The sequence below is a fragment of the Serratia sp. MMO-28 genome (genome assembly GCF_037199905.1).
GTDB classification, from domain to species: domain Bacteria; phylum Pseudomonadota; class Gammaproteobacteria; order Enterobacterales; family Enterobacteriaceae; genus Chania; species Chania oryzae.
Genome location: NZ_JBBCVB010000006.1, coordinates 90,008 through 112,568 on the forward strand (window position 1 = coordinate 90,008; position 22,561 = coordinate 112,568).

Here is a 22,561-nt window from a genome sequence, read left to right on the forward strand (position 1 = left end):
TCAGTTTTACCCAACACTTATGAGATTCTCCCTGCATCAAAAAACTACGGGATCACGAGTAACTGACTGTCCTCTGGCACGCGTGTCCCACCATACAAACTATTTGCCTTAATCAGGTAACCATTGATACGGCGATATGTGCCCACCCCCTCAGGCTTTTCATAAAGATGGCCAATAAAGAATCGCTGCCCCTTACGGATCCGATGTCTTCCCAGTTTTTCAAATGCTTTTTGGATAGCATTTCGGTCACTACGCTCCAAATTATTTTCTTTGATATACAGATGAAAAATATCTGGAACGCAGAGAAACACGAAACCACTAACAATATGTGCCCTGGAACCTATAGTATTAACAGATATATCACCTTTTTTTATCCCAAGACTCAACCACTGTAGAAAGGCGTTCCCAACATTATTCTCTGCATTCAAAATACCTTCCACGCTATTTTCTTCCAACCCTGGAGCCTTTGATAAATGTTGAACGTCTAAAATAGTCGTTGTTTCCGTGCTATTTAATAGTTCCGGTTCTATTACGCCTGGTAAAACACAGTCATCTTCAATTACAGTAGTTATGTCATGTACCGACCCCTGCTTTTCTTCAGGAAGGAGGCTCTCTTTCTGAGGGGCGTTTCCCTCTTCTTGGTTATCCAGGCAAGTCGGTACTGACACCTCTACCGCCATTAATGACAACAAAGCCTGCATATCTTCTTCCACACCAACCTCTGTTTCTGGCGCCAGGACCATCTCAGCCAAAGGCTTATCGTTGACCGGCGCATCCAGGGCCGAACTAAGAAACACTTCCGTGACTAACGGTGCATTTTCGTTGGGCTGATCTAATGTCTCTGCCGGCAGTTGCTCCTGAGCGAGAGTGGGACGGATACTGCTGACTGCGCTTTGCAAATCAGTCTCGGGTACTGAAGAGGTGATATGTTCTGTCGCCGGCGCCACTGACGGTAAGGTTATTGCCAATGTGTCGGGGTTGGATATCGGCAAAAGCGATACGGCCAAACCATCGCCACGAGCCAGTTTAGCCGCCTCCAGAGTAATATCGTCAATTGCAGGTAATGTGCTCGGTTGCCTGGACGCTATCGTCATCAACGAATGTATCGACGCTGGTAGTGTTGACAACCATTCAATAAGCTCTTCAGGCAGCAGTCGTGCCGCAATCATTGCGCTCTGACTGCTGGCCAGAGTCGGGGCTAACGGAGTGGCTCTGAAGCGAAAACGGTAAGGTTCACCCGGTACCGTCAAACCAGGTAACCAGGCACGGCCACTTTGGAACTCACCCTGCAGCTGGCTCAACAGCGGCAGGTAGTGCCATAGAGCTGCATAAAACACCACGACATTCCACTGCACATTCTGGGCGGATTGTTCTTCAGGCGCAGCCCCTGGGGGCAACATGTACCCCTTGGCCAGTCGAACCGCATACGTCGTCGTCTGCAGGGTAACATCGACCAGCCCTCCTTCCCTGGCATACTCCCCCTGGGACGAGGCCGGAAGTACCTGCATCAGCGTAACAAGCTGCTTCAAGGGTTGCAGATAGAAATGTTCATAGAGATCTTTGGGCAGTGCGCTGTTCTCCCACAGCTGCTGCAAACACTGCTGACGAGAGGCCGTGCTCAAAAGCTGCTCTGCGGATGCCGGCATAAAATAACCTACAGGACATTGAGAGGCTGAAATGCTTGCCGTTGGATTTGCCGGCATAACCCGGGTTCCAACCAGCAGTTCTTTGATAGCCTTCAGCATGCCAGGCCTCCGGCGATATCATTACCCTCGCTGTCCATCAACATCTGGAGCAATTCATTCAGTACCAGCGTTTGCCGGGCCCGGGTCACAGCGACATACAGCAGGTTGGTTTCATCGGTACGTTCGCAGTCGGCCATCAGGGGATCTGTGATATCGGCAAAATCATGATTCAACACCACCACAGACCACTCCAGCCCTTTGCTTCGATGCGCCGTCGAAACGGTTATCTGAGCCTGGCATTCATCAGTCACTGCATGCTCACGCATCACCTGCAGCTTTTGTGGCAGCGGGAAGTACTGTTCGAGTAATCGGAGGCCTTGATTCATTTCAACATCCCGGGTTGCTCTGGCAACCGACTCAAATTCCTCAAAGTTGCGGTATTCTCGCGCCAGCCGCGGAGATTGCATTCGCTCAGGCATGTCCGCCGAAAACCAGTACAGATCTTCCAGTTCTTCCGTTTTGTAGCCGCTGATACCCCCAACCCAGTAGACCTTCTTCCCTGCCAGGCTGGCATCCAGCGCAGCGCCGATGACCCCAGCCACCGTTCGGCTCAATATGGCAACAGGCTGACCCTTCACGTCATCAGGTATGCACCCAACAACCCTGTCGTTTCCCCCCTCCCCGACCACCGACATCGTTTCGCCTTGCCGCGCAAGCAGCATATTGGCCAGCTGGGCCACGGCAGGACCAAAACGGAAACTGTGTGTCAGGTAAAGTTGGTCCGCATCGGCCAACTCAGGAGCATCGAGGGCATTTTCCGCGCCACGGAATCGGTAGATTTGTTGATGCCGGTCGCCAACCAACACCACATTACAACCCTGCGCCAGTACCAGTGACTGCGTCACCGGATTCGCGTCTTGCCCCTCGTCAAACAGGAGCGTCTGCCAGCGTTTGGAAAGGTCGGGCTGAGAGAGCTGATACAGCTTGAGGTAAACGTCATGGGTGACAGGGAAAGTACCATCCTGGCGTGCAGACTCACGCCAGAGCAATTGCGCCGCTGCCAGGATTTTATCGGGCGACAAACCACTGCGTGAGTCTTCATCAGGCAAGTGTTGCAAACCCAATTCGCCATCCCCACTGCAGAGGAAAGCGTTAAAGGTCGTGATAGATGTGCGTGCCAGCGGCCAATAGCGGGTATTGAGTTGGCGAGCAACGTCAGTGATCCGCAGGTTAGCTGTCAACCGCCGCTGATAATGGCGCCCGAAGTTAGGCCAGGCCAGCTGATGCGACGTCTTACATTCAACGTTAAACGGGAATTTTTGCTCAGCCTCATCCCTGACTGCACGGTTATAGGCAAGATAAAGCATCCTGCAATCCGGGTTTGCCTGGGCAAAACGGACCAATGTAGACGTTTTACCGGTGCCGGCAAACGCCCTGACCACCAGGCGATGGCCGGACCAACCAATGATGGCGGCCTGTTCAGGTGTATCACAATAAGACATAAGCAGCACTCCGTAAAACTTGACCGGCGCTTATCCTGCGCAGGTCAGTACGGCCAGTACCACAGAAAAACCTTTTCCCGAAAGAAATAGATTCCCGCAGTCAGCCGTGTTCAGGTTGATAGACAGCTATCAACCCCTCATTGCTGGAGTCTCTTAGAGCAAAACAGTGGGGAAGCCTATACCTCCGAAGGCAACCCCAAAGCTAACAATCTATTGTTTTATTGTGTTTTTATCAGGTTTCCCTGGTGCCAAGAACAACAAATATCAGGTGATTTTATTACGGGGCGTTCCGACGATTCACAAAATGCATCTACAAATGAAAAGTCCACCCTCATGATTTTTGCGCATCCCTCCGCATCGTTTGGTTATTCCCCCAAACGCTGAGTGGGCGCTTTCTCTGGTGTTGTGCGCTATAGCATCACCTGAGCGTTATGCTCTCCCGAAAGGAGGTGAACATAACGCTTAGAAGCCTCAGTTAAGCATCGCGAGCCTCCACACTCAGATTCCTTTCTAACAACCACACCGACACATGTCAACATAAATGATACTTTTATGATTATATAAATCATTTTACGACATACAACGATGCGGTTTTCTTGAATTAAACAACTTGGAGTGTAGAATGATGTCTGTTTTTTAAACCGAAAAAGGGTGAAGGTGGGAGATGGTAACCAACAATAAAACTGCACTTGGGGAAGTCATTGCCAAAGCGATGACGATGAAAGGAATTCCAAAGCAAAAACACATCAGCCATACGAGCCACGTACTGGACATCACAACAGCTGCAGCCCAGAAAAAGATGAGCGGTGCCTCAAACTGGGAGGTATCCCAGCTGGTTAAAGTCATTGATTCAATCGATATGAGGATGAGTGACTTCTTTGACATTTATAATTATGCAATAAATGAAGTGCATGATGCTATATGGAATGATGGCAAGAACAACGTTAAATGCAAAATATACCTATCTAATGTAAACGCTATTGATACAACTGAATATTCTGCCTTAAAAATTAATGATGAGTGGGTTGTTTTTCATACTAACGATATAAAAGATGATGTTTTTTTTGAATCAAAACGCAACATTGAAATGATTCAGTTATATCCTCAAAAACAAAATGAAGAAAAACACCGAATCGCTATTCTTGATGATGACAAAAACATCGTCGATAGCCTCAAAGAAATCATTGTAAACAATGAATATCTTGTTGATGCCTTTTATGATATTAACTCATTAGAGGAGAGCCTGAAAAATAAGCCATATGATGCGTATATTTTGGATTGGGTTATAGGAACAAAAACCGTGTTCAGCACGATTAAAGAGATAAGAAAAACTGAAAATAATAATGCCATGATACTGGTTCTTACCGGGCAACTGTCAGGGATCGTAGATAGCGAAATCGCAAGTGCTATAAATGATTATGATATAACAGGCCCTCACGAGAAACCTATCAAAGCCAGTGTAATAAAATCATTAGTGGATAAACACTTTCCCAAGTGAATCATTATGAACGATAATTTACTGACTTATACAGGAAGTCTATTGCTTGATGGAAGATACATAGTGTCTCCATATGGAGTGGGTAAAGATATTCCATGTGGAGAAATCTCTCCCTTGAATGACTCTATTATTCATAATAATGCAATCAGTAAAATATCAGTTGACTATTCCACCGTAAAAAGCCTTACAATCATCAATGGGTTAGGGGTGACGCTGGGTGATTCAGTTGTTGGGATATCAGCACTGCACGCAATAAAAATATTCAATCCAAGTATCGGCATCAAAATCATTCGTCCTGAAAACTGCCCTGACTATGTTAATGAAGTATATACGTTGGCAAAGCATATAATAGATGACATTTCCTATATGCCGTTTGACATTACCAGCGCTACCGATGCAGATCTAGTAATAGATATCGGGAACCAACTATACTGGAAAGATTTTAACACACTGGAAATGCATGACTTCTTCTTAAGAAGTTTAGGCATAGAACACAAACATGTATCAGCCAGTTTAAAAATTAACTCATGGCTCAATGAAGCACCTATCGAAGATTTAAATTTGGGTGAGTATGTTCTTTTCTGCCCATACGCTAGTACAAAAATAAGAAGCATACCCAAGAAATATCATAAAAAAATAATATCTTACCTGAGTGATAAATTTAAGGTTAAGGTCTTAGGGTTCAGTGATATTAGCCATGACAATTACACGAACATTACCTCACTATCTACAAACACAACTTATTTTACATCCATCATTAAAAATGCAAAGCACCTTTACACGTGTGATTCAGCAGCCTTGCATATTGGCGCGGGGTTTAAAACCCCCACAACTTGTATATTCACAACCGTGAAACCTGAACTTCGCAGCTTATACTACGATAACTGCACCTCTATTTATATTGGAAATAATAAAACAGAGGGCATACACAACAGTGAAAATATATTTTTACTCGATTTAATCAGTAAGGAGTTTGAGGGCTATTATGCGTAAATTAATATCTCTAGCATTGTCTTTTTTAGTTATTCTATTTATTTCGGCCCCCTCTTTCGCAAATAAAGGAGATATCTACATTGATGGCGCAATAACTAACAAAAATTACGAAGATGGATACATCTTATCAGCAAAAGAGTTCAACACGCTGGAAAAAAGCCATATAAAGACGACAACTTCCTGGACTGTTCCGGGACACGTTGTGGATTTTGAAGGCGTAAAATTCAAAGACTTGCTGAAACTTGTTGGTGCTCGTGGGAAAACGTTAAGAATGAGGGCATTAAATGATTACTGGGTCGATATCCCAGTCTCAGACATAGAACAATTCGATATTCTGCTGGCAAACAAAATGGATGGTAGCCCTCTGAAAGTTAGAGACTTTGGGCCATACTTCGTCATTTACCCGATGGACAAATTTTACGATAAGCTTAATAGTCCTACTTTTCAAGCCCGTCATATTTGGCAGGTCAGCGGCATAACGGTATTAGAAAAATGAAACTGAAAAGGCTTATCATTCAATACTTATTAGTGTTCCTGGTGCTGACAGGTGGATTTGTGTGGATGTATGAACAATACTTCTCCACAAGCCATAATATGAACTCAGCGGGACCTCAAGAGAACTACGCATGGGCAATCGCAAAATTCACGATCAGACTAGCAGGATTTAATGCAAAAGTTGAGCGCCAGCTTCGGTTAGGTAACAATGATAAAGAGGAATTACAAACAGAACTTGACCTCCTATTCTCAAGCTCAAATGTGCTGTTGCATAAAAGTGTTTCAACCAGATATTTATATGAAGAGGCTGGCTATGCCAATACGGTAGAGCAAATAAATGCCAACCTTGAAAATATCGACACTGAACTAAACAAACCGACACCTGACTATTCGATCATACTTAAAAGCATTGAATTAATAGGTCAAGAAAATAAAGATCTAGTGGTAATATCTGACCATGCAGAGGTCAGGCAAAGAAACATAATTCAGCAGGACTATATCGACAAAGCTAACTCAATGAAGTTCCCAATTGCTACACTGTACTTCCTATTTTTGTTGATGCTTTTTATTTCATATCGACAAGTAAAGTCTATTAATAATCAATTAGAGTCCGAAAAGAAATCTTTTAACAACAAAAACGCATTCCTCGGGGTGTTGGGTCATGAATTAAGGACTTCACTTCAGGCAATAATTTCGTCGGTTGAGGTGATTATTCAGAAAAAAGATTCTATAGCATTCAACCACTTTGAGCGATTAGAGAATGCAGCCATGAAAATGGAACGTCAGATGAAAGACCTCGCTGAGTTCGCCAAAGTCGATAATGGTAATGTTGAAATAAAAAAATCATCATTCAACTTACGAAAGATTGTTCATGACACTGTCGAGCAAAGCATTTCTATATTGAACAAGCAAAATGTTAGTGTAAGCATAGATAACATTCCAGATACATATATCAAAAGCGATCCATCAAGGGTCATGCAAATCATAGAGAATATTGTCACCAATGCAATAAAATATACAGACAATGGTCTCGTGCAGGTAAGCGCAAACATCCAAGATAAATCAACTTTGGTTCTCAAAATCAAAGACACAGGTCAAGGCATTCCGAAGGACAAGGTTGATACAATATTCTATCCGTTCATCCGAGTTGGGAATGATAATAAAGTTCCCGGTTTTGGAATGGGTTTGGCTATTGTTCATGGTGTTGTTAAAGCCATGAACGGAACAATTGATGTAAAAAGTGACATCGGTAAAGGAAGTACTTTTACAGTATCATTACCCATTGAATTTTCAACTCCTGAAGAGATTGGCATTACAACTGAGATCGCGAATGCGTTTTTCTCAGTTCAAGACATCAGCATTTTAATTATCGATGACAATGAAATGGCATGCGAATCGCTGGTCTCTATACTTCAAAATGAGTTTACAGTAGAGTATACAACATCCCCTGAAAGAGCTTTGGAGAAATTATCTCGAAAATCTTTCGATCTTGTTTTGAGTGATCTACAAATGCCTATTATTACAGGTGATGAGCTATATAGAATGGTCAAAGAAAATAAAGGTCCAAATATAAACACACCATTCATATTCATCAGTGCATACACCAACGAAAGCCCCATTAAAGATGTTGAATTTCTAACCAAGCCAGTGAGATTGAATGACATTAAAAAAGCCATAAAGTCAGTGCTGGCAAAGGATTTAGACTCATAAAATACAACCCGTAATTTATACGGGATAAAGAATAAATCGCCCCACTCAGGGGCGATTATAGTCAATTAATTGCTTACGAATTTTGTAAGCGAAGTGGCCATTTTTCCAACCAATGCATCGGGGTATACATCACCAATCGCCGTTCATCTGCTAGCGCGTTACCCAACACAACTTCTCCAGGAATGCCAAGCGAAGACAGCTGGATATACGCCATCGACATCGCTACTACATCGATATCAACGCACGAGACCCACATATGCTTTGGTGGCGGATACCCCAAAGCCTGCATCTCGACTGCGGCCGCGATCATCATACCGCCGGCCCCACATGCCGGTTCGCTGATCGTCACGAACGGCTGAGTCAGCAACAGTTGTTCCAACTCAGTGAACTGCAGCCTGGCCATCATGGACGCTACGCACCAAGGGGTAAAAAACTGCCCACGGTGTTTATCACCGAGCTCTAACTTCATGAAGGACATTCCCAAAAAATCACAAGGTTCAGCGGCCAGTGCTATTCGGACCAGAGCAAGTAGGTGCGCCAGGCGTTCGACATCCTCACGTTCATACCCTTTGATGAGCGACATGTACTGCTTCTCCAGCGCGTCGTCCGGACAAAAGCGGTTGTGTATTGCTATCGCGCTGCACTGAACAAAGTCAGAAAAGACCTTGTACCGGTGATGGTAGCGTGCCGTTTGGCCAAAGAGGCCGATGAATTGGTTTTGTACTTCAGTAAACGTCAGCATGGTGAACTCCATTAATAAATGGGAGTTCACCCGCAGTGGGAGAACTCCCCCACGGGAAAAAAAGGCCACCGGGATACCGGTGGCCATACGTTAGTGCTTCAACAAAAGACGGTGATTAGCCGGCGGCTGCATTCGGTGACAACGGCACAGAATCCTTATCGGCGTAGGTCAGGTGGATCACCTCACCAGCCTCAACCTCAGCCGCTATTCGTCCACCGTCGACATGCTCACCACGGTCGTAACGATCGTAGCCACTGCGTTCCGCATCAGGCATATACCAGGTATGTTCCACCTGGCAGCTGAACTGCTCCGACACTGTCCCGATAACCTCGCCGGCTGGCGGGTACCATGGGGAATCAAAGTGCACTGTCAACGTGTTAATGCCATCCCGTACACAGCCGACATTATGGCCTGCCGGCCATTCGACGCCGTACTGTCGACCATAGAGCTCGACAGTGGTCGGCACATCACGCAGCAGTCCACCAGAGCCATTCAGTTCGGTCGCCAGACGCGTCGGGATCAGCATCAGCATATCGCACGGTGCAGTATATTCAGGCATCATCCCCAAACGTTCCCAGCAGATGCCGGCATCGATATCAGGGCTAACCCCCACCAGACCGAACCAGTCCGCATACTGGCGAGAAAGCACATCCTCCATACGCGCCTTCGCCACGTTGGGGATGCTTTCCCATTTAACCGCATCGATACCCGACTGGCGGTAGAGTCGCTCTATCAGGCGAATGTTCTCGCCCGTTAACGGCACATCCGCCTTCAGCAACCCGAACCAGTGTTCAAAGGCCAGATTCTGAGGCGATGCAATCCCCGGCTGCGTTAACAGTGCCGGGTAAGGCACGTAAACACCGGGTTTTGTTGTCGCCGGCTTCAATATGCCGGCACACCCGGCCAGGAACAGCCGGCAGCTTTGTTGAACAGCATGACGGTAGTCAGGGACAACATGGCCATTGACCCATTGCTGCAGTTCATCAACAAAAACGGATTGGCCAGTGATCACTAAACGGTTATTGCACCAGTTCGACATGGTCGTTCTCCTCTTCTTACAAGAAAAAGAGGGAGCTTTCCCCAACGGGGGAAAGTCTCCCCCGTTGGGTTAGGTGTTACCTCATGATGGCCAGGACGCTGATCCTGTCCTTAGTGGGCTTGCTCGCCATAGTGAGCCCGGTATACCTGATGTTCGTCGCCATTAGCGACCAATCCCAGCTGTACCTCAGGGTCAACGGTTATCTGCAGCCCCTTGTTGGTGGCTTTAGTCACCGGTTATCTCCTGTTCTGTTTCACCGATCACGCCCAGCTCTTCCACCTGGCGCAGATACGGTGATGATGAGGTAAAGGGATTGGCGCCAAGGCGAACCAGGTGGTATTTATCCACCAGGTTGTTGATCGCCTCAAACGGCCGCACCCCCGCTTCCTGTAAAGCCTTCACGCACTCCGCTTCACACAGATCGGTATCGTTTAACGCCAGGCCAAAATATTTGGCCAGTAACCTGCCGGCAATGGTCTGCCAGTAACGTTGTTCAATCGTCATCACCAGACTCCTCATGCCGCAACGGCTGGATCGGTTGTCACCGGGTCCGCCAGGGGCTTCAGCAAAAATTCTGACGCCTCACGGGCCTGTTTGGCCGCACGAAACAGCGCGCGCTTGTCCTCTCGCAATACCCTGAGCCAATGCTCGAGGTAGCTGTCGTGCTGGACGTCGCCAAAGACGCCGAGCCGCGCGCACATAAAAGCACTGCCCAGCTCCGCCACCAGTTCCTCAAACGCGTACACCGGGTCGCCGAACCTCCGGGAAGAAGACGTGATCCCTTCCCGGTTAAGCCGTTTAGCATGGCCGGTGCTGTGCACCAGTTCATGCAACAACGTTGACCAGTAATCCGCCTCAGTCCGAAATTGCTGAGCCTGTGGCAGGACAATCTGGTCCCGGAGCGGGGAGTAAAACGCCCTGTCCTGGTAGGCCTGTTCAACCCGAACACCGCAGGCCTCAACGAGGGTGTTAACCTGAGCCTGCGTTTTCGCATCAACCGACGCATCACCCTCATCCGTCTCGGTTGCCGGCATAACGCCGACAACGATCTCGGGGAGGTTGTCGCATTGGGCAACGTTAAACAGGTACAGCGGCTTCAGCATGGGTATTCGCGTTTTCAGCGGTTTTCCCTCTTCGTCAAACAGCTGCCGGCCATCAGCATCCTCCACCTGTTTATCCCAGGGTTTGAATACCACAGCCAGGGTTGCCGTCTCGCCGGCACGTACATGGCCACCGACGGCTTCCGCCTGTTTATAAGTCAGCCAGCGATTGGAGTGAAAACCGCGCTCTTCCGCGGCTATCCACAACAGCAGCACATTCACACCGCTGTAGTGGTAACCCGTCGTGCCGTTCTGCGGCATGACAGACCCGGTATAAACCCGGTTCCGGTCAGTCCGCCAGGGCTTGCGCCAGGGTAAGGTGCCACGCTCAATGGCGCCGATGATACTGTCCGTGACCTGTTGGTACAGGTCTGGTCGTTCGCGACGGGCTTTTGCCGGCCGGCGTGATGGTGATGTTTTCTTCATGGAATGCTCCTCAATGAAAAAGGCGCATTCCTCCCCTGGCGGCGAAGAATACGCCCCAGGGGACAGGAAAAGTGGTTAGAGAACGGGGTAACGCAGCGCCCCTTTCGGATTCACTGTGTCAACACGCTGTTTCAGCCGTTCGAACAGAGCCAGGTAATCAGCCCGATCGGCGGGTTTTGCCCGTTTGCAATCGGTATGACAGGCCGTGGCCAGCAGGTTGATGGCGCGCTCACGCCAGTGTTTAAACTCATCCTGGCTGACGCAGACCGAGTAATGGACCTCGGCCAGCTGCAGCATGCGCGCGGTCACCCGGCGATAATCGGCGACACACACCCAGTTAACCGTGGCAACGTGCATATAGACCGTTTCGGGTAACAGATGTATCCAGAGCTCATGGCCTTGCGACAGTATTCGCTCGATACAACTGTCGTTCAGCACCAGCTCCTCGCCAAAGTCGTCGCCGCCGGCAAGCTGCCGGGACGTTTCATACCAGGCCTCATCCTTGTCAGGATGACACCCGTCGGCATACGCCAGGTGTTTGATACGGCCGGTGGCGTTTCGTTCGCCCACGGCCGGCATCAGATAGACGCCATTATCCTTGGCCAACACCAACGCACACTGATTGGCGCGGACTTCAGCCACGACGGCGCGCAGCTCTGCAGGGTTAAAATGCAACATGATAAGTCTCCTGAGTTGCGGAGACGGACTTCCCCGGGAGGGAAAGCCCCTCCAGGGAAATGAAACGTTATGGTCAGTGGGTGGTGTTACCACGAAGCCCGGAAGTAAAGGTGGTCCCGACTGAAATCAAAACCGGCAAGCACGTTGTTAACGTACGCCTTCAGTAAATCGACCTGCGTCCAGTAAATACCGCCGTAGTCGCGAGATTCAGAAGGAAACTCATCATGGCAGTTCGCTTCATTCAGCCGCGACAGACACAAATCCAGCATCTGGATGTCATTGCGGTCGAACGCCATCAGCTCACCGTTTGTGACCTCCCCGACACTGTTGTCCACCCAATGCATCAACGCAGTAAACCCGCGAAAATGACAGGTGTGAACCAGCAGCGGCGGATGGTAGTGGTTACACGTTTTGTGGTTGTATATTCGCGGCGCCTGCGCACAATCACCGCCGTCCTCCAGCCACGCTGGTGAACACGGCACCCAGTCACCGACGGGTGTCCAGTCGCCGTTTACCGGCAACATCGGATAGTCAGCCTTACGCTGACGGAAAAAGTTGATATCAAGCCCCATGGGTCACTCCTCTCGGTATACGGACAGGAGCTCCCCTGCAGGGAAGCCCTGCCGGGTGAATCAAAAAATCGCGACTATGCCGCCGAATGCGCCTGATTCAGACGCACGGCCAGCACTTCATCCATGCCGACAATAACGCGCCAGCGACAAAGCAATTCATCGGGATCATCGTTATGACTGCTATACCCTTCCAAATGGTAAAGAATGGAGTCATCAGCCAGTGCCGCCTCATCCACTTCACCCGGAGCAAGAAGTTCCAGGCGTTTAAGGTGGTGGCGCAACCAGAGTAGTGGCAACTCCCATCCTGGATTTTTGGAAAGTCTGGAGTCGTTCCGCTCTATCCGTACAGAGCCAGGGCACAGGTTATGAATCAGTATCAGAACCAGTCGGTGAAAAAAATCAGGGCGCTGAAAGAACCCCACACGTTCTTCGACGTAAGGCATCGGTTGCATCGGGATATTTACCTCTGCTACCGGTGATACACGTAAACCGGCCGTTTCGAAGATCATGCCATCAAACAGCTGACCGGCTTCCGTGATACCTTCTGGCCGGGCCTCTTCAGGCAACAACCAGAACACCTCGGTCACCGCCAGGGTGAAATCAATCCATGCGTCCTGGGACGGTGATGCGACAAAATAAACGTTCATACTCACGATAAATCCTCCGGTAACAAAAAATTGGGGGGATTTATCCCCCGGACGGGAATAAATCCCCGTCAGGGTGTGTGTCTGTCAGGCTGCCGTGCCGATCACCAAACCTCGAACTCGCCAATCGCAATGTCGGCTTCGACATCGCGCTTGCCTTGCTCCACGGCCTGCGCCCAATAAGACGCGTGAATATCTTTGCTCAGTGTATCCAGACGAGCCATAAGCGCTTGCCCGTTAGCGGAAAGTGTCGATATATAGCCGTACTGCATGACCAGCAGGAAACCCCCAAAGGCCTCACCCGCATTGATAACGGCATTTTCCACATCATTCAGCTCAGTGGGGTCTTCACGTTCAAGACCCAGTCCCAGACGCTGGCAAGCCCGGATACTCATGAGCTTGCCTTCCACCAGGCAAAGGAAATGAAACGCATCAAGCGCGGTTTTCACGTCAAGTACGTTGGGTAACGGGGTATGCATCGATAAATCCTCCATAAAATGCCGAGGGATTTATCCCCATAACGGGTGTAAATCCCCGTCAGGGTATTAAGTGGGTAAACCGACCGCTCTAAAAGCGGTAACGCAGTCTGGCCAAATGCTCAGCATGTTGGCTGGCGAGTCGGTAAGCTTTTCTGCGCTCGGTATGCTTGCAAGACAGCACAACGTGGGTGCTTGCGTAGGTATATTCGCCTTTGTACCAACCTTTGCGCAGCGTCAGTAACGCGCTGACCGAACCATCATCACTGCAGATAACATGCGCGCGAACGGCAAAATTACCTGCTGCATTGACGTACCAGTCAGTAAAACGCGGCGGCGCCATGCGAAAAGGTATTCGCTGGAAAGCCGATTTGACACGGTGCAGGGTTGAGAAGAAATCAGGAACAACTGAAGAAGTAAAAGCAGACATGGTGTTTCTCCTGTAAAAAAGGGAAACACCGCTCCCAGGGGAAAGGTATTTCCCTTGGGATTTGATTGCGTCACGCGCAATCATCATTGGTAAGAAAGTTAAGCCTTGTTCATCAAAACTAAGATGACATCTACTCTCAAAGGCGGGCAGATGTACTACACCGTAAACGGCGTGCTTCCTTTCAAGCTACGGAAGCGTTTTTTGCCACTACCCGAAGGCGATCCTCACAAGTGACAGGATCATTGGTGGCTGTCGACTGACAGCTAGGTCACCCGAAGGCGCTCATCACAGACCCACTGAGCATTGGTGGTTGTCCGAAGACAACGAGTAAGCTTGTTTATTTTCCGAGCAAATCACTGTTCTGTCAAGAGGCCATGCGCACCTGTTTTTGGAATAATATTTCCTATTATCCTAATAACCTAACGTCTCAGTACCATTATGATTTTGAGGTCGCAGCCCTGTGAGAGCTGCGACCGTTATGTACGAACCATCATATTCACGTATACAGTTGAGAAAATTTTAAATTAATAAAACCACGCGCACTTAAAGAAATTAATCCGTTACTCCACATCACCTTTGAAATAGACTTGCTTAATATAACGACCTCGGCCATCCCCATGTCCCAAATCCATCGATACCAATGCCTCCGCTTCTACACGACTCATTCCATTTTTAACATGATGAGTCACTGCATCGCGTGAATAAGCGTATCGCAAACTATGGGGAGCATCTTTCCCTGTCATTCCTGCTTCACGAACAATATTTCGATAGCGTTCTATTGCTGTATGCAATGAAGGTTTATCAATCAATTTTCCATTGTGGTCATCACAATGCTTTATTGCAGCATCTAAAATAGATAAAACCTTCTCACGATTAAAAATAGTTGTATCGCGAGGCCGACCTCCTTTTGTACCAAAAACAACCCGAACACGCTCGTCGCCATTAATTAAAGCCTGCCGCCATGTTTTTAATGACTTTGTTGACTGAACAGTTTCTTCCGTTCGCAAACCTACATAGCGAGACAACTGAACACCCAATGCTACCCCTGCGTCTTTTTTTAAGACGTGATTTATGACAGCAGTTAACTTCTCATCTGAAATAGGAGCTTTTGTTCCATCACGGTTAGCACCTGAAATCCCTAAAGCCTGGTTGCTCAATTTCTCATGGTTGGGATCGGCCAGTTTATTCCGCCCCGCAGCGGACATGATTGAACGCACGGCTGCCATCTCGTTTTGCAATGTGCGAAGCGATATATTCTCAGCCTGCCGGCTACGAATGTACTTTTCGATATGGGTCGTTTTAATGTGTTTTACATCCCTGATTTGAATATTCAACTTTGCCAGACGTTCAGAAAAACGGTCTGCAATTCTGGAACGGTCAGCAACGGTTTTAAAGCTCCCTCGTCCCTGACGAGCTAGCGTGACAAGTTGTTTTCCCAGCTGTTTACCGAATCTGGACATCTTAATACCTCCAATGGGATACACGTCCTTCTGCTTTTAAAGAAGCAGACGGATCTGTACCTCAGTAATTTCAACCCCGACGACACGGTTGCTTTTGCGCTTCCTGCGTCTCGACTGGTATCTGTGCATCGGGGCGGCGAAATGTTGAGTTCTTGCGAGGCACCCCAGATCTCTGATCTGTTTGCTGCTTATGCAGAGCTGACTTTCGTCAAGCTGCCTCCAACACTACTGTTCGTAGTGTCGCCATCGATACCGAGTCGATTTCCTCCTTTTTAGATAGTGAAACGTTCAAAACGGATTTCCCGTCGTAATTACGTTGAAGTGAATGAGTGTTTAAGACCGTACTGACACGGACTACATGTTGGTCAGATGGTAGTAAAACGTTGAAAGCCACGTCGTGCGTGGTTTGAGACGTTATGCGCTACGCGCGTCACTTGGTAGTGTCTTCGCCACTTCACAAGTGACGCGCGCTCCTCTGCTCCCAATGAGACTCACGTAAGCAGCCAAATGTACCCATTGGCTTTATACGTTCGTTCAAAGGTTGCATCGTCGGCAACACGTCATAAAAGCCTTTAACAGCTTTAAAGAGGTAAGCGATATCAGTCAGTTGTGACTGATTTATCCAGGCAAGGACTGCCCAATGTAGATGTGTGCCTGGCTAGTTAGCACCAAGGCATTGAGAGACTTTTCAGCAGCCTTAACCGCCCCGAATACTACGTTATGCAGGCGATATCTGCTCCCAAAGGCGGGCAGATGTACCACACCATATATGGCGTGCTCCCTCTCAGGCTACGGAAGCTTTCTTTTGCCATCACCCGAAGGCGATCCTCGCAGATGGCCAGATCATTGGTGGCTGCCTATCGACAGCAGGGTCACCCGAAGGCGCTCATCACAGACCCACTGAGCATTGGTGGTCGTCCGAGGACGACAGTACAACGTAGGTAGATTAAATGATCTGACCGAATGTCGTCAATCACAACAAGTTAACTATTAAACTAATCATCATATTTTACGTTGATTATATTTTAATACGTACCACCGATAAAATAAAAAAGCGAGGCAAATCCTCGCTTTAAAAAAATGTTGAAAACCACTGACCTTATATTACAAATACATTTAATGCCCTAAAATCAACGAAGGCACCGATCTGCTTCAAATAATCCTCGCCGACCAACTGAGGATGATATACCATGTTTTCATTAAATTCAGAGTAGTGTTGCAATGAACAGCGGCCAATGACTGATGGGATGTTATTCACAATTCCATATGTAGTGGCAAACGTAAGGTCGATAATTTCCATATTTGGCGTCGTCAGCCATGCATGTAAATTTATCGCTCCAACGCCTGACATCGGATTCCCCAATTTACTTTTCAACTCTTTCTCGTCTGTATAAAAAACTGGTCTCTTTTCATAATCAACATAACCTAAAGTATAATAAAGCGGTGTTTGCAAAGCTTCCTCTAATGCATCCTGAACTAAATACATATACCCAAAACATTGCTGTGAAACTTCTTCTGGAGTATGCTTTGAAGCAATACTCTGTATAACTTTTAGTGCAGACTCAGCTTTACTCCCAGTCAGAAATGGAGTTTTACTCAATGTGATATCAGGCACTTCAAGATTCCAATTCCTAGAGCGTTTCACAGCAGAAGTGAATTCAGTCTCATAATTCACCTCCTTACTAAACCTCTTGATTATCCCTCTAAACATAACACTCTCTCCATACCGGTTAAACTAACCTTCAGCCACCTAATCCAACATCCTTTACCAGCAACATAGCAACTGAATTCCATACTCACAAGAATAAACCATAACTACCTGCATCTTGGAACAATAATCCCGAAATACTATTACTCTATCGCCACAAGTAGTATTACCCGTATACTTTTACTGTACCCGACATTTTCTGCTCTTGGGTGTATATATCTTTTAAGTCTGTGGTATTTAATAACTGGCAGACTATGGTTATATCAATCTGGCATTCGGGATATCGCTCAATCGTGTTGTGTAGCGGGGTGACAACAGTTCTCGCCGCATTGCCCAGGCTTTACTTATCCCCTGTCCAGCAAACCAAACTTTCCCCAGTCCGGATTGATTTATGCTATCAAGAACCTTCATCAGCTGTTCACTACCGGCTCGCGGTGGATGTTCGTCAAAGAGATCGATCTGGCCGGGTTTGTCACAGAAATCGTTCAGCATGATCCCCGCTTTCTGATACCGAAACCCGTCGCGCCAGATGGCTTCGAGGGCTTTCACTGCCGCCGCTACGATATCGCGGGTGTCTTGTGTAGCCAGCATGAGCTGTACGCTATTACTGTTGGCGTAATACGGCTCGTGAGGTGCAAAGGGGCTGGTTCGCGCAAACACCGAAACGTGCCGGCAGTATTGCCTCTCTCGGCGCAGTTTCTCGGCAGCGCGCTCTGCGTATTGGCACACCGCCTGGCGCATGTCCTGCAGTTGCATGACGCGCTGGCCAAATGACCGGCTGACGATGATCTGCTGCTTTGCCGGCAGCGCATCGATCGAGATACACGGCACACAGTTCAGTTCACGCACGGTGCGCTCGAGCACAACCCCAAAGGTCTTGCGTATCAATGCCTGGTTGCTGTCGGCTAGCTGCAGTGCAGTGGTGATCCCCATGGCAGCCAGCTTTTTGGTCAACTGGCGCCCACATCCCCAAATTTCACTGGCCGGTAGCAACGCCATCAGTCGTCGTTGCCGATCCCGGCTTGTCAGATCAACGACGCCGCCGGTAGCCGGCCAAGTTTTTGCGGCGTGATTGGCAAGCTTGGCCAGGGTCATTGTCTGGGCAATGCCGATCCCGCAGGTGAGCCCGGTTTGCTGAAGCACCGTATCACGCACTCGGTGCCCGTAATCTTCGAATGACTCTATGGCATCGATGCCGGCAACGTGAAGAAATGCCTCGTCGATGCTATAGATCGTCATCGCCGGCGCGAGGGATTCTAAAATCGTCATGCAGCGCGCCGACATGTCGCCGTACAAGGAATAATTGCTTGAAAATACAGTTACTTTTTTATTTTTAATGATTTCCTTAGCCTGAAAAAACGGCATGCCACGTTTCAGACCGAGCTTTTTTCCCTCCCGGTTGATCGCCACCAGGGCGCCATCGTTGTTCGAAAGCACGGCCACCGGACGGCCTTTCAGGTCCGGCCGGAATACCTGTTCGCAGGCACAGTACATCGAATTAACGTCAGCCAGCATAAACATGATCACCTTCCAAATGAGTGCAGGGCGTGGATCACCACCCCGAAAATTTCCAGCGTTTCGGGGTAAATAGGGCTGTAGGCGGGATTCATCGGTGCCAGACAAACCCTGGGCGTCAGCAGCAATCGCTTAACGGTAAACTCGCCATCGACCGCGGCGATCACGATACTGCCATGCACGGGTTTTTCAGCCCGATCGACGATCAGCAAATCCCCTGACAGTATGCCGCCTTCACTCATTGACTCGCCTGTTGCCCGGATGAAATACGTGGCAGCTGGATGTCGAATAAAATCATTCAGATCAATGGATTGCTCTATATAGTCATCGGCAGGGCTGGGAAAACCTGCCGGGCATGGTGTTCCGTAGAGCGGGAGTTTGACCGGTTGGCCTGGTGAAAAAAAGTACAACTGTCTGGCGTTCATAATAGGCATAATTTATCTGTATATATACAGTATTATTTAAGATATTTTCCGTCCTGCAAGGAGAATTTTACTGGCTATTACCAGGTCATTGTTCTGGCGGATAAAACAGCTGTGGGTTATCCACAGAAACGGTGCATAACCCTGTGAGTGGATGCCTCGTATCTCAGCGTCTGCTAGGTCAGTGGCTCAATAAGTTTCCGGCCCTGGTTGCCGGGATTGCCAACTGCCCGGCTGACGGGGTGCCATGTGAAATCTTCGGCGGGAAGACTGCCCTCACGGGCAATGTCTTCCGCCTCTTTACCGGTTGTGTTTTCGCTGAGCCATTTACGCGCGGCAGCCGGTGAGTACACGAGCGGTCGCCGATCGTGAATGTCCAGCAGTCCCTCATCCGCAGCTGCAGTGACGATCAGGAATCCTTCCAGGTCATTTCCGCTTTCAAATGGTTGTTTCCCGATGGCTGCGAGCAGGAGTGGATTTCCGTCCTTTCGGTAAATGAAAAACGGCTGTTTCACGCCGTTTTGCTGTTTGTCGAGTAGGGTGCCGAAGTTACCTCCGACACCCCCTCTAAGAACCGTGCGTGAGAGTTTCCAGCTCACACGGCTCAAGCCTTATCAAACACCACTATGAAATGATGCAGCAGGTGCAGTCAGTCGCGAAGATCTGGCTCGGGCATAATCTGCCCAATTCGTGTCATAGGGATTAAGTGCTGAGGCAACAAGTCTGTGACGGACAATTTTGATGCTTTGAGCGTTAATTAATCTCAAAGTCATAATTTGTCCCGTGACAGTATCCCGATATAGACCGCTGAAAACCCAGTCTCGGGATTTCACCTGAGCGAAGTATTTCTTTTTAATCCATCTGAGCCCTTTACGGGGATGTCTGGCCTTGGCCCACCTCCGGATAATTTCAAAGATCAGGTGATCCACATAAGTGAATACCCGCTTGGAAACAACATGACGATGGTAGTTGGCCCATCCCCTGATCACAGGGTTTAGCCTCGTGATCAATGACGCAACAGGTTGAGCTATCATTTGATTAGCAATTGCTTTGACCTTCGAGATCAACGTGTTGATGCTTTTTCTGGACGGTTTAATGAGAAGTTTTCCGTTAGGATAACGTCTTATGTTCTGGCCGAGAAAATCGAAACCTTCAGAGACATGGGTAACCCGGGTCTTTGCTTTAGAAAGCTCCAGCCCACGTTCTGCAAGGAATGCTTCGACGAGAGGTATGACTTTATTAATCGTGTCCCGGCTGTCACCGGTAATAATAAAGTCGTCGGCATAACGGATCAGATGCACTTTGGCTGCTTTTCCCGCCCCTGAACCTTTTCCCTGCCGTGGATATTGCGTCCTCAGCAGGTGTTCCAGTCCATCCAGCGTCAGGTTTGCCAGCACGGGTGAAATGATCCCTCCCTGAGGAGTGCCTGCAATTGTTGAGTGATAAACCTGTTTTTCCATAAAGCCTGACTTTAACCATTTACCGAGAACTGTTTTGTTCATTGGAACGTGGTCAATGAGCCACTGGTGGTCGATATTATCGAAACAGCCTTTAATATCACCTTCAAGAACCCATTCCGGGCTGCTTTTTCGAGCGAGATTAGTAAAGCATCTCTCGATCGCATCAGCGCACCGTCGCATCAGCGCACCGTCGCATGTTCCTGAATCCATAGGAACCGCCATCTGCTGTAGTTTCCGCGACAGGATCAAGCGCCAGCAGAAATAGTGCCTGCATAGCCCGATCCTTAATCGTAGGGATCCCAAGCGGACGTCGCTTACCATTAGCTTTAGGAATGTATATTCTTTTGAGCGGAGCTGGCGAGTAGCCCCTTGATTTGAGGGATTGAGCCCCAGCAAATCTTTTCGCTGGAGAGTCCCAGATGATACCGTCAACGCCAGCGGTATTTCTACCTTTGTTGCTGGTCACTCTGCGAGCCGCCAGAAATTTACCGCTCATCGAACGCGTCAGCAGATAACTCAGGACACGAACTTTATTCCAGCGATTTTCCTGCACTGCCTTCACGATACGCGCCTGTAGCCGACTGACATTTGCCTCAATGTTCAACCAGTTAATGGCATCCCATTGCTGACCTTTGCCCGAGGCTGCACCAGCTTTCGCCATCATCTGCTTTTCCTCGCACGTCGTTAATCAGGTTATCTCGTGACGTAAGACCACGGGGAAGTCTGCCCGCTTTCGCGCCGGGTAATCTTTCAATCCGTATCCTGTTCATTACAAACAGGCATTCGCTTTTTCCCCGATCCTCTACCCACATAGCTATCACTTCACCTTGCGGTGAAGCTTCCTTAATAAGGAGCTATTTGGGCTTACCATGTTCCGCATAAATGACAAGAATGGTTTAGGTTCCTCTTACGCTACCGGCGGTCACTTTGCCCATGGCGGATGAGAATGGGACATCCGCTCCGACCGCAATCGAGCCCTGTCAGCATCTTTGGGCCCTTCATGGTTGACGATAGTAAACGAGGTTCGCATATGCTAACCATGCCACTCACCCTAGCTCCGACCCGCGTTGATGCTCGCAGGCATGCCGTTTTCTCACGATTCTGGCACTTACCAAATGGTAAAGGCTACATTGTCCGAGGGCTTTTGGACGGCCTGTTACCAGTCCGCCCTACCTCGTAGGGTACTGCCGATGGGACGGCAGGTTCGGTAATAATATATATTCCGAACAATCACTTATGCGACTTCACGTCGCACCCATTCAAACCAGCCATCAGCAAAGCAGATCGCCCGACCGTGCTGCCAAAGAGGTTTAAACATCCTGCTGCTGGCTGCTGTCTCAACCCGGGCATTAATCAATGGCGGTTTATCCCACCACCCTGGCGCGTAACCCCAGTGAACCGGATCGAGCTGCAGCTGTTCGTCGCGTTCGCTCAGAATTGGCGAGGAGAGAAAGATACTCTTCCCGCGTCATTTGATGTTACTGAAAAATGCATCCTTAGCATGGAATTTTTTTAGCTATTTACGGAGTCCGCTTGGAAAATGACAATACAGGCGACAGTATGGGTTACAAGAGAACGCCATTAGGCCAGGGTCGCCGGTGACGCTAACAGTTTCCTATGTATTCGGATTTAAGACGCTTTTCAGGTACTTCGCAGGGAGGGTAACGTCTGGAATCATAAGCGTGTTCACCGGATTTACTGCGTGTTGAAGCTCAATTTTCGCCGCAAGGGGAAGCAACGTATCCCGGTACGCAATCCAGTTCCGCTAGAAACGTCGGCAGCACTCAACCAAAGCTGATCGATTGATTTTATGCACGAGTGCTGACATGTGGCCGACGTTTTCGGATTTTCAACATCGTGGATGATTTTAACCGCGAGGCCCTGGCCATATAAATTGACCGGAATATCCCGGCGCAGCGGGTTATGCGGGGCTGGACAGGATAGTAGCAAACCGTGGATATCCGCTGAAGATACGGATGGATAACGGGCCGGAGCTAATATCACTA

General features: G+C 48.6%; 22 protein-coding genes and 3 pseudogenes. 5 read left to right on the top strand and 20 right to left on the bottom strand.

Annotated features, from left to right (window positions below; translation table 11 throughout):
- Nucleotides 1-44: 44 nt before the first annotated feature.
- Both WG891_RS07030 and WG891_RS07035 read right to left on the bottom strand, forming a co-directional pair.
- On the bottom strand, nt 45-1,745 hold the full coding sequence (locus WG891_RS07030; protein ID WP_171887569.1) for a TraI domain-containing protein: 1,701 nt from the start codon (nt 1,743-1,745) through the stop codon (nt 45-47).
- Nucleotides 1,739-3,187: a UvrD-helicase domain-containing protein gene (locus tag WG891_RS07035; RefSeq protein ID WP_337262209.1), complete on the bottom strand. Its 1,449-nt coding sequence runs from the start codon at nt 3,185-3,187 to the stop codon at nt 1,739-1,741. The genes WG891_RS07030 and WG891_RS07035 overlap by 7 nt, the downstream gene beginning before the upstream one ends.
- Before the next feature lie 664 nt (nt 3,188-3,851).
- Here WG891_RS07035 and WG891_RS07040 point away from each other — a divergent pair.
- Genes WG891_RS07040 through WG891_RS07055 form a run of 4 tightly spaced genes read left to right on the top strand, consistent with a single transcriptional unit; the run spans nt 3,852 to nt 7,883 of the window.
- A complete protein-coding gene (locus WG891_RS07040) occupies nt 3,852-4,685 on the top strand; it encodes a helix-turn-helix domain-containing protein (protein ID WP_089181290.1) in 834 nt (277 codons plus the stop codon).
- Between the two features lie 6 nt (nt 4,686-4,691).
- The gene (locus tag WG891_RS07045; RefSeq protein WP_171887570.1) at nt 4,692-5,678 is read left to right on the top strand and encodes a glycosyltransferase family 9 protein; all 987 of its coding nucleotides are present in this window, start codon (nt 4,692-4,694) and stop codon (nt 5,676-5,678) included.
- On the top strand, nt 5,671-6,174 hold the full coding sequence (locus WG891_RS07050; protein WP_171887571.1) for a molybdopterin-dependent oxidoreductase: 504 nt from the start codon (nt 5,671-5,673) through the stop codon (nt 6,172-6,174). Before WG891_RS07045 ends, WG891_RS07050 begins: the two co-directional genes overlap by 8 nt.
- A complete protein-coding gene (locus tag WG891_RS07055; RefSeq protein WP_337262210.1) occupies nt 6,171-7,883 on the top strand; it encodes a hybrid sensor histidine kinase/response regulator in 1,713 nt (570 codons plus the stop codon). Before WG891_RS07050 ends, WG891_RS07055 begins: the two co-directional genes overlap by 4 nt.
- A 73-nt stretch (nt 7,884-7,956) precedes the next feature.
- Here the strand turns inward: WG891_RS07055 and WG891_RS07060 are convergent, their stop codons facing one another.
- The 18 genes and pseudogenes from WG891_RS07060 to WG891_RS07145 all read right to left on the bottom strand — a co-directional run.
- A complete protein-coding gene (locus WG891_RS07060) occupies nt 7,957-8,625 on the bottom strand; it encodes an N-6 DNA methylase (RefSeq protein ID WP_100395947.1) in 669 nt (222 codons plus the stop codon).
- 115 nt (nt 8,626-8,740) lie between these two features.
- Nucleotides 8,741-9,664, bottom strand: a complete 924-nt coding sequence (locus WG891_RS07065) for a DUF1281 domain-containing protein (RefSeq protein WP_100395946.1) — start codon at nt 9,662-9,664, stop codon at nt 8,741-8,743.
- A 110-nt stretch (nt 9,665-9,774) separates the two neighbouring features.
- On the bottom strand, nt 9,775-9,897 hold the full coding sequence (locus tag WG891_RS07070; RefSeq protein ID WP_255399923.1) for a hypothetical protein: 123 nt from the start codon (nt 9,895-9,897) through the stop codon (nt 9,775-9,777).
- Nucleotides 9,890-10,168, bottom strand: coding sequence for a TA system toxin CbtA family protein (locus tag WG891_RS07075; RefSeq protein WP_089181295.1), 279 nt, complete (start codon nt 10,166-10,168; stop codon nt 9,890-9,892). Before WG891_RS07075 ends, WG891_RS07070 begins: the two co-directional genes overlap by 8 nt.
- An 11-nt stretch (nt 10,169-10,179) precedes the next feature.
- Entirely contained in the window at nt 10,180-11,190 is a 1,011-nt protein-coding gene (locus tag WG891_RS07080; RefSeq protein ID WP_337262211.1) for an ArdC family protein, read from the bottom strand.
- A gap of 75 nt (nt 11,191-11,265) precedes the next feature.
- Nucleotides 11,266-11,868, bottom strand: a complete 603-nt coding sequence (locus tag WG891_RS07085; protein ID WP_337262212.1) for a DUF3085 domain-containing protein — start codon at nt 11,866-11,868, stop codon at nt 11,266-11,268.
- A gap of 86 nt (nt 11,869-11,954) precedes the next feature.
- A complete protein-coding gene (locus tag WG891_RS07090; RefSeq protein ID WP_337262213.1) occupies nt 11,955-12,440 on the bottom strand; it encodes a hypothetical protein in 486 nt (161 codons plus the stop codon).
- Nucleotides 12,441-12,514: 74 nt separating this feature from the next.
- Nucleotides 12,515-13,093, bottom strand: coding sequence for a hypothetical protein (locus tag WG891_RS07095; RefSeq protein ID WP_337262214.1), 579 nt, complete (start codon nt 13,091-13,093; stop codon nt 12,515-12,517).
- Between the two features lie 95 nt (nt 13,094-13,188).
- Nucleotides 13,189-13,563: a hypothetical protein gene (locus WG891_RS07100; RefSeq protein WP_171887576.1), complete on the bottom strand. Its 375-nt coding sequence runs from the start codon at nt 13,561-13,563 to the stop codon at nt 13,189-13,191.
- A gap of 88 nt (nt 13,564-13,651) precedes the next feature.
- Nucleotides 13,652-13,990 carry a hypothetical protein gene (locus WG891_RS07105; protein ID WP_171887577.1) on the bottom strand — a complete coding sequence of 113 codons (339 nt, stop codon included), beginning with the start codon at nt 13,988-13,990 and terminating at the stop codon, nt 13,652-13,654.
- 560 nt (nt 13,991-14,550) lie between these two features.
- Complete coding sequence (locus WG891_RS07110; RefSeq protein ID WP_337262215.1) at nt 14,551-15,450, bottom strand: integrase domain-containing protein; 900 nt, start codon at nt 15,448-15,450, stop codon at nt 14,551-14,553.
- A gap of 1,099 nt (nt 15,451-16,549) precedes the next feature.
- Nucleotides 16,550-17,161, bottom strand: a complete 612-nt coding sequence (locus WG891_RS07115; protein ID WP_198509081.1) for a hypothetical protein — start codon at nt 17,159-17,161, stop codon at nt 16,550-16,552.
- Nucleotides 17,162-17,416: 255 nt separating this feature from the next.
- The gene (umuC, locus tag WG891_RS07120; protein ID WP_100395938.1) at nt 17,417-18,679 is read right to left on the bottom strand and encodes a translesion error-prone DNA polymerase V subunit UmuC; all 1,263 of its coding nucleotides are present in this window, start codon (nt 18,677-18,679) and stop codon (nt 17,417-17,419) included.
- A gap of 2 nt (nt 18,680-18,681) precedes the next feature.
- Nucleotides 18,682-19,098 carry a translesion error-prone DNA polymerase V autoproteolytic subunit gene (gene umuD, locus WG891_RS07125; protein WP_100396078.1) on the bottom strand — a complete coding sequence of 139 codons (417 nt, stop codon included), beginning with the start codon at nt 19,096-19,098 and terminating at the stop codon, nt 18,682-18,684.
- Between the two features lie 173 nt (nt 19,099-19,271).
- Nucleotides 19,272-19,625 (bottom strand): annotated as a pseudogene (locus WG891_RS07130) (SOS response-associated peptidase family protein); the annotation flags it as partial.
- 84 nt (nt 19,626-19,709) lie between these two features.
- Nucleotides 19,710-20,765: a reverse transcriptase domain-containing protein gene (locus WG891_RS07135; RefSeq protein WP_337262216.1), complete on the bottom strand. Its 1,056-nt coding sequence runs from the start codon at nt 20,763-20,765 to the stop codon at nt 19,710-19,712.
- Entirely contained in the window at nt 20,719-21,219 is a 501-nt protein-coding gene (locus WG891_RS07140; protein ID WP_337262217.1) for a reverse transcriptase N-terminal domain-containing protein, read from the bottom strand. The genes WG891_RS07135 and WG891_RS07140 overlap by 47 nt, the downstream gene beginning before the upstream one ends.
- A 585-nt stretch (nt 21,220-21,804) precedes the next feature.
- A pseudogene (locus WG891_RS07145) lies at nt 21,805-21,993 on the bottom strand (SOS response-associated peptidase family protein); the annotation flags it as partial.
- Between the two features lie 201 nt (nt 21,994-22,194).
- On the opposite strand from WG891_RS07145, the pseudogene WG891_RS07150 reads away from it, so the two are divergent.
- Nucleotides 22,195-22,561: pseudogene (locus tag WG891_RS07150) on the top strand (DDE-type integrase/transposase/recombinase); the annotation flags it as partial.

Bases quoted from the DNA above. Each gene is read 5' to 3' on its own strand.
- WG891_RS07035 (WP_337262209.1), bottom strand. From the start codon at position 3,187: ATGTCTTATTGTGATACACCTGAACAGGCCGCCATCATTGGTTGGTCC.
- WG891_RS07090 (WP_337262213.1), bottom strand. From the start codon at position 12,440: ATGGGGCTTGATATCAACTTTTTCCGTCAGCGTAAGGCTGACTATCCG.
- WG891_RS07050 (WP_171887571.1), top strand. From the start codon at position 5,671: ATGCGTAAATTAATATCTCTAGCATTGTCTTTTTTAGTTATTCTATTT.
- WG891_RS07055 (WP_337262210.1), top strand. From the start codon at position 6,171: ATGAAACTGAAAAGGCTTATCATTCAATACTTATTAGTGTTCCTGGTG.
- WG891_RS07085 (WP_337262212.1), bottom strand. From the start codon at position 11,868: ATGTTGCATTTTAACCCTGCAGAGCTGCGCGCCGTCGTGGCTGAAGTC.
- WG891_RS07110 (WP_337262215.1), bottom strand. From the start codon at position 15,450: ATGTCCAGATTCGGTAAACAGCTGGGAAAACAACTTGTCACGCTAGCT.
- WG891_RS07105 (WP_171887577.1), bottom strand. From the start codon at position 13,990: ATGTCTGCTTTTACTTCTTCAGTTGTTCCTGATTTCTTCTCAACCCTG.
- umuC (WP_100395938.1), bottom strand. From the start codon at position 18,679: ATGTTTATGCTGGCTGACGTTAATTCGATGTACTGTGCCTGCGAACAG.
- WG891_RS07075 (WP_089181295.1), bottom strand. From the start codon at position 10,168: ATGACGATTGAACAACGTTACTGGCAGACCATTGCCGGCAGGTTACTG.
- WG891_RS07065 (WP_100395946.1), bottom strand. From the start codon at position 9,664: ATGTCGAACTGGTGCAATAACCGTTTAGTGATCACTGGCCAATCCGTT.
- WG891_RS07060 (WP_100395947.1), bottom strand. From the start codon at position 8,625: ATGCTGACGTTTACTGAAGTACAAAACCAATTCATCGGCCTCTTTGGC.
- umuD (WP_100396078.1), bottom strand. From the start codon at position 19,098: ATGAACGCCAGACAGTTGTACTTTTTTTCACCAGGCCAACCGGTCAAA.
- WG891_RS07040 (WP_089181290.1), top strand. From the start codon at position 3,852: ATGGTAACCAACAATAAAACTGCACTTGGGGAAGTCATTGCCAAAGCG.
- WG891_RS07100 (WP_171887576.1), bottom strand. From the start codon at position 13,563: ATGCATACCCCGTTACCCAACGTACTTGACGTGAAAACCGCGCTTGAT.
- WG891_RS07080 (WP_337262211.1), bottom strand. From the start codon at position 11,190: ATGAAGAAAACATCACCATCACGCCGGCCGGCAAAAGCCCGTCGCGAA.
- WG891_RS07140 (WP_337262217.1), bottom strand. From the start codon at position 21,219: ATGATGGCGAAAGCTGGTGCAGCCTCGGGCAAAGGTCAGCAATGGGAT.
- WG891_RS07115 (WP_198509081.1), bottom strand. From the start codon at position 17,161: ATGTTTAGAGGGATAATCAAGAGGTTTAGTAAGGAGGTGAATTATGAG.
- WG891_RS07045 (WP_171887570.1), top strand. From the start codon at position 4,692: ATGAACGATAATTTACTGACTTATACAGGAAGTCTATTGCTTGATGGA.
- WG891_RS07030 (WP_171887569.1), bottom strand. From the start codon at position 1,745: ATGCTGAAGGCTATCAAAGAACTGCTGGTTGGAACCCGGGTTATGCCG.
- WG891_RS07135 (WP_337262216.1), bottom strand. From the start codon at position 20,765: ATGGATTCAGGAACATGCGACGGTGCGCTGATGCGACGGTGCGCTGAT.